Consider the following 15261-nt stretch of genomic DNA (forward strand, 5'->3'; position numbering starts at 1 on the left):
TCCGTGTCCCCTTGAAACGGCACGACGCCGGACGCGAGGGGCACGGTGGCCCCTCCCGCCCGGCGTCTGTGATTGAAGCGGGCTTGCGCCTTACAGCGAGTTGACGAACTTCAAGAGCGCGTTGCGGTCCGCGGCGCTGAGGTTCACGAAGGCCTGCTTGGCGGCCTCGCCCTCGCCGCCGTGCCAGAGGATGGCCTCGGTGACGCTGCGCGCGCGGCCGTCATGCAGGTACGCCTCACCGCCGGACACGCCCGCCGTCAGGCCGATGCCCCAGAGCGGCGGCGTGCGCCACTCGGCGCCGGAGGCCTGGCCCTCCGGGAGGTTGTCCGCCAGCCCCGTGCCCATGTCGTGCAGCAGCAGGTCCGTGTACGGGTGGATGGTCTGGCCGCGGAACTCGTTCATCGCGGCGTAGGGGCTGGTGGTCAGCGTGGGCGCGTGGCACTTCGCGCAGCCCGCGTTGGTGAACACCGTCTCGCCCTGCAGCGCCGTCGCGTCCGAGTGGTCGCGGCGCGCGGGCACGCCCAGCAGGCTGATGTAGCGGGTGAGCTTGTCCAGGTCGCTGTCGCCCAGCTCCGCGCTCGTGCCCGCGCAGCCCTGCTGCGACGTGCCGCAGTCCTGCGTCTTGAACACGTTGGACGTCACGCCCATGTCGCTGTTGAGCGCCTCGGCCACCTGGTGCTTCACGCGCGCGGAGGCCGCCTTCCAGCCGAAGCGGCCCATGCGGGTGACGCCCGTCTCCGGGTCATTCACCGTCTGCATGCGGCCGGAGATGCCGTCGCCGTTCGCGTCGTTCGGATCCGCCAGGCCCGCGATCTGCGACTCGGGCACCGCCTCCAGCAGGCCCATGCCAATCAGCTGCGGCGTGATGCGCGGCGAGAAGTTCGTCGGCGTCACGTTGAGGAAGCTGTAGTTGGGCTTGCGCAGGCTGTACGCCGTCCCGCCGTTCAGCGTGCCGCTCGCCGTCGTCGTCCAGCTGCCGATGCGCACGTCCGCCTCTGGCGTGCCGGTGACGGCGCGCGGCTGCAGGCGGAAGCCCAGCGCCGGATCCACGGACACCACGCCGTTGTTCACCTTGCCCACCTTCACCACGTAGTTGTCCAGCGTGGTGTTCGTGGTGGAGGGCGGCAGGCCACGGCCGTTCTGCTTGTGGCAGGAGACGCAGGACACGTTGACGTAGTTGTTGCCCAGCTTGTTCGCCTGCGCCGTGAAGAGGGGGTTGTCCGGCTCGGAGTGGCTGCCGTCGCGGAAGTTCGTGTGGTGCAGGCGGCGGCCCTCGACGAAGGGCTGCGCGTTCACCGGCGCCAAGTTCGTGGCCATCTGCAGGAAGCGGTTGTCCGGCTCGTTGGAGAACGGCGTGTGCAGCGTGCCACGGCCGCCCGCCCAGGCCTTCTCCGGCAGGGGGAAGGAGTCGCGGATGGCGCCCTGGCCCTCGAAGGGGACGATGCCGCCCTGGCCCACGATGTAGAGCATCGCCGTGGAGTAGTAGTTGAAGCGGCCTTCCACCGGCTGCTGGAGGAACACGCCAATCTCCAGCTCCATCCGGTCACCCACGCGGATGGCGCGGCCTTCCTTGGCGTTGAAGTTCACCGACGACGTGTACTTGTAGTCGTTCACCTTCACGAAGTCCGCGTTGTGGAAGTACTCCGCCACCGTGTTGAGGCCGCGGAAGAACGCGCGGAAGTCCGGCGAGTCGTACGGATAGATGGTGTAGAGGTTCACCGTGATGGTGCTGCCGCCCTTGGCGACCTCGTCCACGATTTCAATCCAGTGGGTGCGCTTCTCGAAGTACAGCTTCAGGTAGTGGTCGTACGCCTGGTACATGTCCTCGCGCATGTGGCGGTCGCGGACGCGGTCGCCCACGCGGGTGATGATGGCGGTGGAGGTGTTCTCCACCGTGGCCGGCTCCAGCGAGGTGGCGCTGGTGAACAGCGGCACCACGGGGCCCGCGTCGCCGCTGGGCGGAGGGCCCGCGTCGACGCCCGTGCCCGCGTCCGGAGTGCCGGTGCCCGCGTCCGTGCCGGTGCCCGTGCCGCTGTGCGTGTAGCGCGCCCAGGCCGTGTCGCGCGCACAGGCGCAGGACACGTCCCAGTACGTATAGCTGTAGTCGATGTAGTTGCCGGCGGAGAGGCCGGTGACCGTGTACTGGTTGCGGCCGCCCGTCACCGTCATGCGGATGTTGAGCTGCCCGCCGTCGTTGAGCTTGTAGTGGATGTCCGCCCAGTCCGTCGTGTCGACGTAGAAGATGGCGGAGGAGCCAGACGGCGTGACGCCATACGTGGCGGCTTCTGCGGAGGGAACCGCCAGACAACTGACGGCCAGGAATGCGAGCGCGATTCCCGTGAGTCTGCTTCGGCTCATGGTTGCGAACTCCAGTGGGGTGGATGGAGCGTGGGACGGCGAGCGCTGCGAAGGGGACTTCGTAGCTTGTCCGAAGAAAGTCGGGATCGACCGGCGCGCGCAAGGTGGGAGGCCCGAGAATTCGGCTTAGGCGTGATAACTGATAAATAAGCGAAATTGATGTCATCCCTGATGCGCTGCGTTGTCAGGGATTGACGCGTCGTGTTGCGGACGGGTCCCGGGCGGGCCGTGTCCCGAGCGGCGGCGGGGGATGGGGCGGCGCGGCGTGGGTGGGTAGACTGCCGGGCCATGCGCTTCCAGCCACCGTGGGGTGGGGCCTTCCGGCTCGACACCTTCTTCCACCGCACCCCGGACGCTCTCCCCGAGGAGACGACGGCCTCCATCCGCTCGGCCATCCTGGGCTCGTCGCTGCTGGGCGAGTCGAACCTGTCCGGGCAGTTCTCCGGCACGTACGGCTTCTCGCTGACGTTCCGCCGGGAGGCGCTGCCGGACGTCACGCGGCGCTTCCCGGCCTTCGCGCCGTACCTGGCCAAGACGCTGCTGCCGGAGTGCAACGCCTTCCTGCTCAACCCGCTGCTGGTGGGGCAGGGGCGGAGCGTCGCGGCGCACATCGACCGGAGTCTTGAATTCTACGGCCCGAGTATCGGCTGCCCGGTGGCGGTGAGCGTGCTGTATGTCCAGGTTCCGAAGGAACTCCAGGGTGGCGCGCTGCGGCTGTACCACCGGGGTGGTCCGGTGGCGGAGCTCAAGCCCCAGCAGAACGCGCTGGTGATGTTCCGGGGCGACCTCTTGCACGAGGTGGAGGCCATCACGTCCGGCGGGCAGGCCCTGGAGGACTCGCGGATCAGCCTGGTGGTGGAGCAGTACCGCGCGCCGGAGGAGGTGCTGGCGAACGTGCCCCGCTTCGAGCTGCGCACGCGCTCGGGGGCCCGGGCGTGAGCGCGCTCGAACTGGAGTGGAAGCTGCCCGCGCCACCGGACGCGGTGTTCCCCGCCTTCGCGCAGCCCGCGCTCATCCGCCGCTGGTTCGGCGCGCCGCCGGGCTGCCACCGCACGCACGCGCCGGACCCCGGGGCGCTGGGCCAGCCCTACCGGGTGGGCCTGCGGGACGCGGCGGGCCGGGCGTTCGCGCAGGTGGGCTGCATCGTGGAGGTGGACCCGGGCCGGTTCCTGGCGCTGGAGATGGACTGGGAGGGCGGGCCGGTGCCGGCGGGGCGCACCCGGGCGGAGCTGACCTTCCACGCGAGCGAGGGGGGTACGCGGCTGGAGCTGCGCCAGGGGCCGTTCACGGACGACGCGGCCCGGGACGCGCACCGCGCCTACTGGGAGGCGTGCCTGGGACGGCTGGCGCGCGTGGTGGCGGGTGAGGCCGTGCCGTGCTTCGAGGAGTTCTGGGAGGAGTCGCGCGGCTACGTGGGGCCGCTGGCGGTGGCGGCCTACGCGGTGCTGGCGGGGCTGCGCGAGGCGGGCGCGCCGAAGGAGGCGGTGGCCCAGGTGGAGGACGTGCTCTACGCGCACCTGCCGCGGCTGCGAGAGGACACCGCGGACGTGCTGGGCGCGGTGCTCCAGTCGCGGGTGGAGGGCGGCGCGAGCTGAGGCGGCCGCCCTCTCCCCCTGGCGCTCAGGAGGCCAGGGCCTTCGGCGGGGGGACGTGGGCGTCCTCCTCCGGGAAGTGGGCCTCCGCGTCCTTCGCGTTGGCGATGCGCTCGTCCAGCTCCGCGGTGAGGTGCTCGAAGACCTCCTTGTTGAGCGTGCCCTGCTGGTAGGCGCTGAAGAGGGCGTCCTTCTCCACGATGAGGACGCGGCGGATGGCCTCCTGCTTCTCCTCGTCGTTGAAGCGGTTGGACTGCTGCTTGAGCGTGGTGAGCTGCTGCTCCACCGCCTGCGCCTTCTGCTGGTAGTCGCGCTCCAGGGGCTCCAGCACGTCCACCGGGATTTCGCGGCCGCGGCGCATGGCCTCCAGCGACGCGAGCGCCGCGTGGATGGCGCCCAGCTTGCCCCGGGCCAGCTCGTACTGCTCCTGGTAGACGTCCTTGAGGCCGGTGATGCCCAGCGCCTTGAGCACCGGCGCCATGGTGAGCCCCTGGACGATGATGGACAGCACCACCACGCCGAACGTCATGTTCACCAGCAGCTCGCGGTGGGCGAAGTCGTCCGGGAGGCCCAGCACCAGCACCATGGACACCGCGCCGCGCAGGCCGCTCCAGGTGAGCACCGCGCTCCACTTCCACGGCAGCTTCTCCGACGTGAACCGCAGCAGGCCGGACACGCCGTAGACGACCACCGCGCGGCCCAGCAGCACCGCCCCGTACGCCAGCAGGATGGGCAGCCACGACGCGAGCAGCGACGACAGCTGCACCTCCAGGCCGATGAGCAGGAACACCACCGAGTTGAGCGCGAACGCCAGGTACTCCCAGAAGCTCTCCACCGCGATGCGCACCGACGGGCCCATGCCCTCCTGAGCCGCCCAGTTGCCGCACACCATGCCGGCCACCACCGTGGCGATGACGCCCGAGTAGTGGAAGTGCTCCGCCACCACGAAGGACCCGTACGCGGCGATGACCGTGCAGGTGATCTCCACCATGGCGTCCTCCACGCGCAGGATGACCTTGCCCACCGCGAAGCCCACCGCCGCGCCGATGACGCCGCCCATGCCGGCGACCTTGATGAAGTCCATCACCGCGCTGCCCACGGTGAACTCCTGCCCCGCCGCCACGCCCACCACCAGGGTGAAGAGCACCACGGAGGTGCCGTCGTTGAGCAGGCTCTCGCCCTCCACCAGGATGGCCAGCCGCTTGGGCGCGCCCAGCGCCTTGAACAGGCCCACCACCGCGATGGGGTCCGTGGACACGATGAGCGACGCGAACACCATCGCGTGGATGAGGCCGAAGCCCTCCATCAGCTTCATCCCCCGCATGGCCGGCGACAGGAACAGCGCCGTCAGCGCCATGGACGCCACCACGCCCGGAATGGCCATGGAGGTGATGGCCAGCTTGTTCTTCATGAACTTGCGGAAGTCGACGTGGAACGCAGCCTCGAACAGCAGGCCCGGCAGGATGACCGCGAACAGCAGCTCCTTCGTCAGGTGCGGCGGCTCAAAGGCATGCACGATGCCCAGGCCCAGGCCCGCCAGTACCAACGCCACCGTGTACGGAAACTTGAAGTAGCGCGCCGCGATCGCCACCGCCGTCGCGATGGAGAAGAGCAGCACGAAGGCCAGCTCGAAGTGCATGAATCCCCAACCCCGTTGGTGCTCAAAAAGGGGTGAGGATGCCACGCGCGCGGGGCGGTGAGGCAACCCCCTTTCGGAGGGAATTGAGAGGGGACAGGCAGGCGTTGCAATTTGCCAGACTGTTTTCTCAAGGCCGGAGACGGAGGCGTTGTGAGGCTCCGGACCGGTGGCTAGAAGCGAGGGATGATGGACCTCTTCCTGATGTCGCCCCCGGGCCGGGGCTGGGCGCTGCGAGGCCGCTCCAACTTCCGCAGCCGGGAGGCCGCTCCGGCGGATGCGCGCGGCGCGCGGCGGGAGTGGCTGACGCTGGCCCGGCACATCGAAGCCCGAGGCGGCACGGTGGTGGCGCTGCCCTCGCCGTCGGACGCGCTGACGGGCATGCCCTACGCGGCCGAGTGCGGCCAGGTGGTGGCGCGCGAGGGCCAGGCCCCGCTGTTCCTCCTGCCCCGGATGATGAGCGCGCACCGGTTCGCGGAGCGCGACCACTGGGCGCCGCTGGCCCGGCGCCTGGGCCTGGAGGTCGTGGACCCGGGCGTGGGCATCTGGGAGGCGCACGGCGACGTGGCGACGTTCGACGGCGTGACGCTGCTGTTCTGGGGCGGGCGCACCACGCGCGACGGGCTGGAGGCTGCCCAGAAGTCCTTCCCCGGCGAGGTGCTGCGCGTGCAGGTGCGCGAGCCCGCGTTCCACGGGAACATGGCGGTGCTGCCCCTGCCCGCGGTGGACCGGCTGGTGGTGTGTCCGGACGTGATGGCGCCGGAGTCGGTGGCGCTCCTGGAGCAGCGCTTCGGCGCGAACCGGCTGGTGCGGGTGACGGAAGCGGACATCCGCCGCTACGCGACGAACGGGCTGCCCCTGGGCAGGGACCTGCTCGCGCCCACGGTGATGCCCCCGCACATCGTGGAGACCTTCGAGCGGCTGGGCATGCGCGTGGTGTCCATGCCGATGCCGGAGCTGACGGAGAAGGGCGGCGGTTCGTCGCGCTGCCTCGTGTCGCGCGCGTCGGTGGACGCCTCCCGCGTCTCGCTTCCTCCGGAGTACCGGCTGGACGTCGTGGCGAAGGACCTCGAAGCCGATGCCGGGTGAGCTCGCGCCGCTGGCCCAGGCGTTCTTCGCCTCGGCGCCGGAGCTGTCATTGCAGGCGCTGGGCTCCGGCGTGCACGTCCCGTCGCTGGACCTGGCGCCATACGGCATCCCGGTGACGCACCTGCTGGCGGAGCACAACGCGGAGCTGGCGCGGCAGTACCTCACGCTCAACCAGCTCGCGTTCGGCGGCATCGGCGTGCCGCGTTGGGTGCTGTCGGACCTGTACCTGCTGCCCGGCGCCATCGGGCTGTTGCGCTGTCCCGCGCGGCTGTTGAAGGCGCCCGCGCGCGAACGGCTGCTGCTGGCGGACGAGGAGCTGGCCATTGGCGCGGCCTGCTACGTGGCGCCGTCGCTGACGCCGGGGCTGTTCGTGGGCGTGTCGCTGTTCAGCTTCCTGCCAGGCCGGGGCGCGTCCGCGTGGGTGAAGCTGCTCACGCTGGGCATGGTGCGCGCGAAGCGGCTGCGCGGCATCACCCAGTGGGACAACCCCGCCGTGCGCGTGCACTCGCGGCTGGGGCCCATGCGGCTGGTGGGGCGCGTCCCCGGCGGACACGACTACGACGAGCGCACCTTCGTCTACGAGACGGACCTGCGCGACGAGGCCCGCGTGGCCCAGGCCATGCTCCGGGGCGACGCACCCGCGCCCGCCACGCGCATCCCCGTCACCGACCTGCTGTCGCTGGGCGCGCTGCTGGACCGCGCGGAGGCAGGGGCCCGGCTGGAGCTGGTGCCGCCCGGCCAGGACGACGGCCACGTGCTGGTGCGCGAGCTGCCCCCGGGGTGACGCTCAGGGCGCGGGGGCGTGCGGGAACTCGTCGTCCTGCTCCAGCGCCTGGCGCAGGGCGCTGGCGCCGTCCTTGAGGATGGGCGCGCCGTGCGCGAAGCAGACGGTCTGGATGGGCAGGTGGTCCAGGATGCGCTGGACGCTGGTGCGCGTGCGCAGCGGTTCGTCCTGGTACTCGCCGGGGACGAACGTGGGCGCGCCCCGGCCTTCGTGTGACAGCAGGTCGGAGATGAAGACCACGGCGTGCGGGCTCTTCTGGAGCCAGAGCGTGTACATGGCCTCCGTGGGCCCCGGCGTCTGGAACGTGTTGAGGCCGCCCGGCAGCGTGGTGCCGTTCACGTATTCGAAGTCCGGCTTCTCCGCCAGGCCCTGCGCGCCCTCCGGCGCCCACACGGGCACGCCGAACGCCTTGCGCAGGCGCCACGCGGAGCGCTGGTGGTTGCCCGCGGTGAGCACGATGGCGTCGATGTCGCCCAGCTTGCGCAGGGCCTTCTCGTCGATGGGCAGCGGGTCGATGAGGGTGACGGTGCCGTCGTCGTCCACCACCGCGTAGGCGTCGCTGCGGCCGCCGCCGACCCGGTCGTCGGAGACGGTCCAGTGGTGCACGCCGGGGAGGATCTCCTCCGTCTTCTTCGCCTGGGCCTTGGGCTCGCTCATGCCGACAAAGCTAGGCACCTGGACCTGGATGCAGGGGGGCTCGCTCCGCTGCCCGCCTGCCCCACCAGCGGCCCCTGCTGCCCCCTTCGCATCCCGCCCGCCGCGCGCACCTTTGTCATGGGACGAAGGAGGGACACGATGGGCGCGACGACCCGCGAGCTGCGACCGCTCGTGCTGTTCGATGGGGACTGCGGCTTCTGCAAGCGCTGGGTGGCGCGCTGGCGTCAGGACACCGGAGGCCGCGTGCGCTTCGCCGCGGGGACCGGCTGGCTGCGCGCGCTCCTGGGCATTCCGAAGGAGGACATGCGCCGGGCGATGCAGCTGGTGGAGCCGTCGGGGCGCCGCTCGTCCGGCGCGGAGGCCGTCTTCCGCATGCTCGCCTGGTCCCCCCGCTTGAGCACGCGCGTCGCCGCGCGGCTGGGCCTGCTGCCCGGCGTGCGGCAGGTGGCGGGCGCGGTGTACTCGGTCATCGCGCACCACAGACGGCGCGCGTCGCGCTGGGACACCTGGCTGTTCAGCCGCGTGACGGAGCCCGCGGAGCACCGGTGGGTGCGCTGGGCCTTCATGCGGCTGTTGGGCGGCACGTTCCTCATCGCGTTCACGTCGCTGGGGAAGCAGGTGCTGGGGCTCTACGGAGAGAAGGGCATCCGTCCCATCCGCGACCTGGCGCAGTCCGAGCGCTGGGCCGCGCAGGGCCGGTGGCGCCGGCCCTCCGTGTTCTGGAAGGACGCGTCGGACGCGGCGCTGGTGCGCGGCTGCCGCGTGGGGCAGGGCCTGTCGCTGGCGCTGCTCCTCAACGTGGCCCCGCGCCTGAGCACGGGCGCGCTGTGGGGCCTGTACCTGTCCTACGTGTCGCTGGGGCGCGAGTTCCTGTCGTTCCAGTGGGACGTGCTGCTGCTGGAGATGGGGCTGCTGGGCACGCTCACCGCGCCGGGCGGCGTGCGGCCCGGGCTGGGGAAGCGGGACGTGTCCGCGCTGGAGGTGTTCCTCTTCCGGATGCTCGTGTTCCGCCTCTACTTCGGGTCGGGCGTGAGCAAGTTCCACTCGGGCGACCGGACGTGGCGCGAGCTGAGCGCGTGCGACGTGTACTTCGAGACCGCGCCCCTGCCCACGCGCGGGGGCTGGGCCGCGCACCAGCTGCCGCGCCGGGTGCGCCACGCGGGCACGGCGGCGGTGCTGGCGGCGGAGACGGCGGTGCCCTTCCTCGCGTTCGGTCCCCGTCGCGTGCGGCAGGCCGCCTTCGGCGTCTTCTGCGCGTTGCAGGCGGCCATCATGGCCACGGGCAACTACGGCTTCTTCAACGTCCAGTCGCTGGCCCTGGAGCTGTGGCTGCTGGACGACGCGGCCCTGCGGCGCGTGCTGCCGGAGCGCCTGGGGCGCGACGCGGAGCCCGCGCGGCGGCCGTCGGTGCTGACCACGGCGCTGTCGGTGGTCACGGCGGTGCCGGTGCTCACGCTGGGCACGGTGGAGCTGCTGCGCCGGATGGGGTGGTGGCCGCGCGGCCCGGAGCGCCTGGTGCGCGCGGTGGACTGGCTGGAGGACCGGATGCTGCCGCTGCACTCGGTGAACTCCTACGGCCTGTTCGCGGTGATGACGGTGGACCGGCCGGAGATCACCGTGGAGGGCTCGGACGACGGCGTGCACTGGGTGGAGTACCCGTTCCGCTACAAGACCTCCGCGGTGGACCGGCCGCCGCGCCAGGTGGCCCCGCACCAGCCCCGGCTGGACTGGCAGATGTGGTTCGCCGCGCTGGGGTCGCCGTCCTCGTGGTTCCTGGCCCTGCTGGAGCGGCTGCTGGAGGGCTCGCCGGAGGTGCTGGGGCTGTTCGCGTCCAACCCCTTCCCGGACCGCCCGCCCCGGATGGTGCGCGCGGTGCTCCACGACTACCGGATGACGTCCCTGGAGGAGCGCCAGCGCACCGGGGCCTGGTGGAAGCGGGAGCGGCGCGGGCTGTATGTGTCGCCGCTGACCCTCGCGCCGGGGTCATCCGAGCAGGCGGGGCGGCTGACCTGGTACGTCTGAACAGCGCCCGGGACCCCACCCGTCACGCCCGGTGCGCCAGGACCCACACGGCGGTGTGAAGGGCGAGGGCTTCCCGGTGTGAAAGCGGGGCGCCGGGGACTGGCGGGGGATGGGGATCGCTGGGTACCGTGCAAGGGCGATGGTGTCCGGTGCTTCCCCGTCTTCACTCATCTTCGGCAGGTACGCGGTGCTGCGCCGCGTGGCCGTGGGGGGCATGGGGGAGATCTTCCTGGCGCGTCAGGTGGGCGTGAGCGGCTTCGAGCGCCCCGTCATCCTCAAGAGCCTGCTGCCGGACCTGCTGGAGCACGAGGGCTCGGTGGAGATGTTCCTCGACGAGGCCCGCGTCGCGGCGCACCTGAACCACCCGAACGTCGTCTCGCTGTACGAGGTCGGCGCGTGGCAGGGCACGTTCTATATCGCCATGGAGTACATCGAGGGCGAGAACCTGGGCCGCCTGGCGAAGGCGGCGCAGCGGGCCGGCACGCCGCTGCCCCACCGCGTCTGCGCGCAGATGATCCGCGACGCGGCGCTGGGGTTGGACCATGCGCACCACGCGCGTGACAGCCAGGGCGCGCCGCTGGAGCTGGTGCACCGGGACATCAGCCCGCAGAACATCATGGTGCGCCTGGACGGCCTGACGAAGGTGGTGGACTTCGGCGTGGCCAAGGCGACCATCCGCGCCAGCCGCACGCGCACGGGCGTGCTCAAGGGCAAGCTGCGCTACATGTCGCCGGAGCAGGTGCGCAACGAGCCCGTCTCCGGCACCAGCGACCAGTTCGCGCTCGGTGTCGTGCTGTGGGAGCTGTGCACGCGCCGGCCGTTCATCGACACGGACAACCCCGCGGAGGCCATGCGGCGCATCGCGCTGGCGGCGGTGCCCCGGCCCTCGCAGTTCGTGGAGGGGCTGTCGCCGCTCCTGGAGCAGATCATCCTGCGCATGCTCCACCGCGCGCCCGCGCAGCGCTTCGCCCGGTGCTCCGAGGTGGCGCGCGCGCTCCAGTCCTATCTGGATGAAGTGCCGGAGGTGCCGGGGGAGGGCGTCTCCGCGGTGGTGACGCGGCTGGTGGGCGACACGGTGCTCGCGAGGCTGCGCGACGCGGGCAGCGGCGAGCCCGGGCTGCCGCAGGTCCGCGAGCCCTCGAGCGTGTCGTGCCCGCGCTGTGGCCAGTCCACCAGCGCGACCAACCGCTTCTGCCCCGCGTGCGGCAACTCGCTCACGCCCGCGTCCGGGGGCCCCGCGCCGAAGCTGGCGATGATGCCCGTGCTGCGCGAGCCGCCCGTGCACCTGGGCGACGAGGACATCCCCGACGCGCCGACGGCCAAGGCGCCCGCCGCCCGCGGCGACGACGGCGCCGTGCACGAGCCGCCCACGGATCCGACGATGGAGGTGCCCGCGCCGCTGGCCTCCGTCCTGGCCGAGGCGCCACCGACGTCCGAGGAGGACGACGGGCCCCCGGCCCTGGGAGACGAGGCCCCGGGCCCCACGGTGAAGATCCGCGCGATGGACGCGCAGGCGCAGATGCGCCGGCTCACGCTGCTGGTGGTCGTGGGCGAACCGGCCCACGAGGCCCGGCTGCGCGAGGCGGTGTCGCAGGCCGCGGCGCGCCACCACGTGGAGGCCGTGGCGCTGTCGGAAGCGCGCTGGTGTCTGCCTTTCGGCCTGCCGCAGGCGCGTCCCGACGACGCGACGCGGGCGTTGAAGTGCGCGGAGGATCTGGGGAGCGCAGGGCCCGGCGTGCGGCGGGGCCTGGAGTCCGGCGTGGTGCGCGTGAGCGTGGAGGCGGGAGCGCCCCGGCCGTCCGGCCTGGAGTCCAGCGGGCTGCGCGCGGGTGCGGAGGGCGGGGCGTCCCGGCTGTCGGGCCTGGACAGCGGTGTGCGCGCGGGCGCGGAGGGCGGGGCCACGCACCTGTCCGGCCTGGGACTGGAGCGGACGCAGGCGCTGGCGGACGCGGCGGCGCCCGGTGAGTTGCTCGTGGGCGCCTCGGTGAAGGCGCTGCTGGTGGAGGCGGGCGGGGTGCGCATCGGCGTGGCGCGCGAGCTGCCCGGCGGCACCGCGTGGCGGGTGGAGTCCGGCGTGCCCGCGGCCCGCGTGGATACCCTCGTGGGGCGCGACGAGGCGCTGGCCCAGGCGCGGGCGGTGGTGGACTCGGCGCGCAAGGGCGAGGGCGGCGCGCGGCTCTTCGTGGGGCCCACGGGCGTGGGACGCAGCCGCTTCCTGGAGGCGGTGGCGGAGCTGGCCTCGGGCACATCGCCGCGCGTGGTGTACGCGTGGGGCGGAGACCCCCGCTCCGCCGGAGCGCTGGGGCTGTGGCGCACGGTGTTCACCGCGCTGTCGCGGGCCGCCACGGGCGGAGAGGCGACGCAGCCGCCGCTGACGGGCCTGGGCTTCTCCGAACCGGAGGCCGCGGCGCTCTGGCGGAGGCTCGCGCGCGGCGCGCCGGTGGGCGGACACCTGCCCGCGGGAGACGTGGCGCTGGTGGACGCGCTCCAGCGCGTGGCGAAGCCGTCCGGCCTGCTGCTGCTGGTGGACGACGTGCACCGCGTGGACGGCCCGTCGCTGGAGTTGCTCGCGGGTGTGCTCGCGGCGAAGGACACGGGCGTGGCGCTGGTGGCCACGGGCGACGTGGACGCGGTGCCCACGGCCCTGGCGTCCCTGCCGGTGACGGTGCTGGAGGGGCTGTCGCCGTCGGAGCTGAACGCCCTGCTCACCGCGAGCCTGGGCATGGCCCTGTCGCCGTCGCTGGAGCGGGCGGTGGCGGACCGGGTGCGCGGCAATCCCGCGCACGCGCTGGCGCTGGTGCGGCTGCTGGTGGCGGTGGGCGTATTGCAGCGCACGGAGGGCGGCTTCCAGGCCAATGGTCCGCTCACGGCCGCGCTGCTGCCCCAGGGGCTGGGACAGGCGCTGGGCGCGCGGCTGGAGCTGCTGCCCGCCGCGTCGCTGCGCTTCCTCCAGCGGGCCGCGGTGGAGGGCTCGCTCTTCTGCGCGGAGCTGGTGCGCGCGTCGCTGACGGCCCCGGACGGCGCGGAGGTGCTGGACGACGCGGAGTGGGTGGTGCCCGTGCCCAACCAGCCCGGCGTCTTCCGCTTCACGCGCGAGGAGGCGCGGCAGGTGCTGCGCGAGCGCCTGTCGCCCTCGCAACTGCGGAGCGCGCACCAGGCGCTGGCGGAGACGCTGGAGCTGGAGGCGTTCATGCAGGAGCCGGCCCGCGAGGTGCGGGTGGCGGATCACCTTCTGGGCGCGGAGGCCTCCGGCGCGCCGGCCGCGTGCGAGCGGGCGGGAGACTGGTTCGCGGCGCGCGGCGAGTGGCGCGCGGCGGTGGACTTCTACCGCTGGGCCCTGGGCCGCGCGCCCGGCGCGACGGCGACGGTGGTGCGCTGGCAGCTGGACGTGCTCGCGCGCGCGGCGGGGTGCCTCACGCAGACGGACCCCGCGGCCGTGGACGGGCTGGTGACGCCGTGGCTGGACCGCGTGCCGGTGATGCAGACGCCCGGGAGGTGGGCGGAGGCCGCGCGGCGCGTGGCCGTCGCGGAGCTGAAGCTGGGGCGCGTGGACGACGCGGAGGTGCGCCTCGGCATGGCGCAGGGGCCGGCGGGCTCGGAGCCGGAGGTCGAGGCCCTGGTGCTGGGCGAGCTCGCGCGGGTGCGCGAGGCCAAGGGCGAGACGACGGCGGCGGTGGAGCTGCTGGCGCGGGCCTTCCAGCGCATGGGGAACCGGACGCCCCAGTCGGCGGACTTCTTCTGGGAGCACTACCTGCTGCTGGGGCGGCTGCAGCAGCGGCTGGGGCAGCTGGACCGGGCGCGGGTGGCCTTCACGCGCGCGGCGGAGCAGGCGCGGTCGGTGGGCAGCGCGGTGGGGCAGGCGCGGGCGCTGTCGCAGCTCGCGGGCCTGCGGGTCCTCGCGGGCGAGCCGGCCCAGGCGCTGTCGGACCTGGAGCGCGCGCTCACCCTGGCCGAGCAGGGGGGTGACGCCCAGGAGGTGGCGCGCATCCACTTCAACGCCGGGCGCCTGCTGGTGGCGGGCGGGCGTGGGGCGGACGCGCGCGAGCGGCTGGAGCAGGCGAGGGAGCGTGCCCGGGTGGCGGGCTGGCGGGAGGGGGAGGCCCTGGCCGCGCAGGTGCTGGGGGCGATGGAGGCCCGGACCCCGCGCCGCTGAAAGTGGCCGGAAGTCGTCAGCAGGCGTGCAGGCGTCCGGACTTCGGCGCGGACGCGCGCGGTTTTCCCGCCCGTCGAGTGGTCAGCCGGTAGACTTCGCCTCTCCCCACCGCCCCCCGTGCCTGCCTTCGTGAAGACGTCACGTCCACCGTCCCTTTCCCTGTTGGGTTTCCTCGCGCTGGGTGTGCTCGGTGCGTGTGGACCGTCGCCCACGACCATCACCCTGGAACAGCCCGAGCAGCGCTACCTGCGCACGCAGGGGCAGAACCTGCCGCTCAACTACACCGTGCTGGACGCGGACGGGCGCAAGATGATGGACACGCGCCTGCGCTGGACCAGCTCCGCGCCGGAGGTGGCCTCCGTGCTGGAGGACGGCACGGTGGTGGCGCGCAAGTCCGGAAAGACAATCATCGGCGTGCAGGGCGGCCGCGCGAAGGCGGCGCTGCCGCTGGACCTCACCATCCTCGCGTCGCTGGACGTGCGCGCGCCGGGCGCGGACTTCGTGGAGGTGGGGCGCACCATCAAGCTGCGCGTGGTGGCGCGCAATGAAGCGGGCCACGTCATCCCGGACGCGGCGCCCGCCTTCCGCTCCAGCAACGAGGAGGTGGCGCGCGTGGAGAACGGCGAGCTCATCGCCGCGTCCGCCGGCGTGGCCACCGTCACCGCGACGCTGGGGCACCTGAACCGCGCCATCGCCGTGCAGGTGGTGCCGCCGGACTTCGTGCGCCTGGGGCTGAACCTCACCTCGTACACGTTCAAGAAGAAGGGCCAGTCGGTGATGGTCCAGGCGCGCGCGTACAACCGCAATGGCGTGGCGCTGGAGAAGGTGCCGCTGGAGTGGTTCAGCTCGAACTCCGCCGTGGTGACGGTGTCGCCCGAGGGCCGCGTGACGGCCGTGGGCCAGGGCCGCGCGGTGGTGTCGGTGGTGGCCGGCCGTCGCCGCACCGCCGCGGACTTCATCGTCGAGTAGG

The 15261-nt window shown here is 72.8% G+C and carries 10 protein-coding genes; 7 read left to right on the forward strand and 3 right to left on the reverse strand.

The window, feature by feature from the left end; all coding sequences use genetic code 11:
• Positions 1-90: 90 nt before the first annotated feature.
• A complete protein-coding gene (locus AABA78_RS10165) occupies positions 91-2358 on the reverse strand; it encodes a di-heme oxidoreductase family protein (RefSeq protein ID WP_338262775.1) in 2268 nt (755 codons plus the stop codon).
• Positions 2359-2646: 288 nt separating this feature from the next.
• Here AABA78_RS10165 and AABA78_RS10170 point away from each other — a divergent pair, with 288 nt between their 5' ends.
• Together AABA78_RS10170 and AABA78_RS10175 are read left to right on the forward strand one after the other, a co-directional pair.
• Entirely contained in the window at positions 2647-3297 is a 651-nt protein-coding gene (locus AABA78_RS10170) for a 2OG-Fe(II) oxygenase (RefSeq protein WP_338262776.1), read from the forward strand.
• Positions 3294-3953 (forward strand): SRPBCC family protein, encoded by a 660-nt coding sequence (locus AABA78_RS10175; RefSeq protein ID WP_338262777.1) that lies wholly within the window; start codon positions 3294-3296, stop codon positions 3951-3953. The genes AABA78_RS10170 and AABA78_RS10175 overlap by 4 nt, the downstream gene beginning before the upstream one ends.
• Positions 3954-3978: 25 nt before the next feature.
• Here the strand turns inward: AABA78_RS10175 and AABA78_RS10180 are convergent, their stop codons facing one another.
• Positions 3979-5589, reverse strand: coding sequence for a cation:proton antiporter (locus AABA78_RS10180; RefSeq protein WP_171413114.1), 1611 nt, complete (start codon positions 5587-5589; stop codon positions 3979-3981).
• A gap of 183 nt (positions 5590-5772) precedes the next feature.
• Between AABA78_RS10180 and AABA78_RS10185 the strand changes: the two genes are divergently transcribed.
• Complete coding sequence (locus tag AABA78_RS10185) at positions 5773-6675, forward strand: dimethylarginine dimethylaminohydrolase family protein (RefSeq protein ID WP_338262778.1); 903 nt, start codon at positions 5773-5775, stop codon at positions 6673-6675.
• Positions 6665-7459 (forward strand): hypothetical protein, encoded by a 795-nt coding sequence (locus AABA78_RS10190; protein WP_171413113.1) that lies wholly within the window; start codon positions 6665-6667, stop codon positions 7457-7459. The genes AABA78_RS10185 and AABA78_RS10190 overlap by 11 nt, the downstream gene beginning before the upstream one ends.
• Positions 7460-7462: 3 nt before the next feature.
• Here the strand turns inward: AABA78_RS10190 and AABA78_RS10195 are convergent, their stop codons facing one another.
• Positions 7463-8116 carry an MBL fold metallo-hydrolase gene (locus AABA78_RS10195; RefSeq protein ID WP_338262780.1) on the reverse strand — a complete coding sequence of 218 codons (654 nt, stop codon included), beginning with the start codon at positions 8114-8116 and terminating at the stop codon, positions 7463-7465.
• 138 nt (positions 8117-8254) lie between these two features.
• Here AABA78_RS10195 and AABA78_RS10200 point away from each other — a divergent pair, with 138 nt between their 5' ends.
• The 3 genes from AABA78_RS10200 (at position 8255) to AABA78_RS10210 (ending at position 15260) form a co-directional block, all read left to right on the forward strand.
• Complete coding sequence (locus AABA78_RS10200) at positions 8255-10138, forward strand: lipase maturation factor family protein (protein WP_338262781.1); 1884 nt, start codon at positions 8255-8257, stop codon at positions 10136-10138.
• 139 nt (positions 10139-10277) lie between these two features.
• Positions 10278-14291: a protein kinase domain-containing protein gene (locus tag AABA78_RS10205; RefSeq protein WP_338262782.1), complete on the forward strand. Its 4014-nt coding sequence runs from the start codon at positions 10278-10280 to the stop codon at positions 14289-14291.
• Positions 14292-14474: 183 nt separating this feature from the next.
• Positions 14475-15260 (forward strand): Ig-like domain-containing protein, encoded by a 786-nt coding sequence (locus AABA78_RS10210; protein WP_338262783.1) that lies wholly within the window; start codon positions 14475-14477, stop codon positions 15258-15260.
• Position 15261: the final 1 nt, after the last annotated feature.

Origin of the sequence: Corallococcus caeni (genome assembly GCF_036245865.1) — a bacterium.
Classification (GTDB): Bacteria; Myxococcota; Myxococcia; order Myxococcales; family Myxococcaceae; genus Corallococcus; species Corallococcus caeni.

What these genes read in the sequence shown, in the direction of transcription:
- AABA78_RS10165 (WP_338262775.1), bottom strand. Translation starts at nt 2,358, where the DNA reads ATGAGCCGAAGCAGACTCACGGGAATCGCGCTCGCATTCCTGGCCGTC.
- AABA78_RS10170 (WP_338262776.1), top strand. Translation starts at nt 2,647, where the DNA reads ATGCGCTTCCAGCCACCGTGGGGTGGGGCCTTCCGGCTCGACACCTTC.
- AABA78_RS10180 (WP_171413114.1), bottom strand. Translation starts at nt 5,589, where the DNA reads ATGCACTTCGAGCTGGCCTTCGTGCTGCTCTTCTCCATCGCGACGGCG.
- AABA78_RS10185 (WP_338262778.1), top strand. Translation starts at nt 5,773, where the DNA reads ATGATGGACCTCTTCCTGATGTCGCCCCCGGGCCGGGGCTGGGCGCTG.
- AABA78_RS10190 (WP_171413113.1), top strand. Translation starts at nt 6,665, where the DNA reads ATGCCGGGTGAGCTCGCGCCGCTGGCCCAGGCGTTCTTCGCCTCGGCG.
- AABA78_RS10195 (WP_338262780.1), bottom strand. Translation starts at nt 8,116, where the DNA reads ATGAGCGAGCCCAAGGCCCAGGCGAAGAAGACGGAGGAGATCCTCCCC.
- AABA78_RS10200 (WP_338262781.1), top strand. Translation starts at nt 8,255, where the DNA reads ATGGGCGCGACGACCCGCGAGCTGCGACCGCTCGTGCTGTTCGATGGG.
- AABA78_RS10205 (WP_338262782.1), top strand. Translation starts at nt 10,278, where the DNA reads ATGGTGTCCGGTGCTTCCCCGTCTTCACTCATCTTCGGCAGGTACGCG.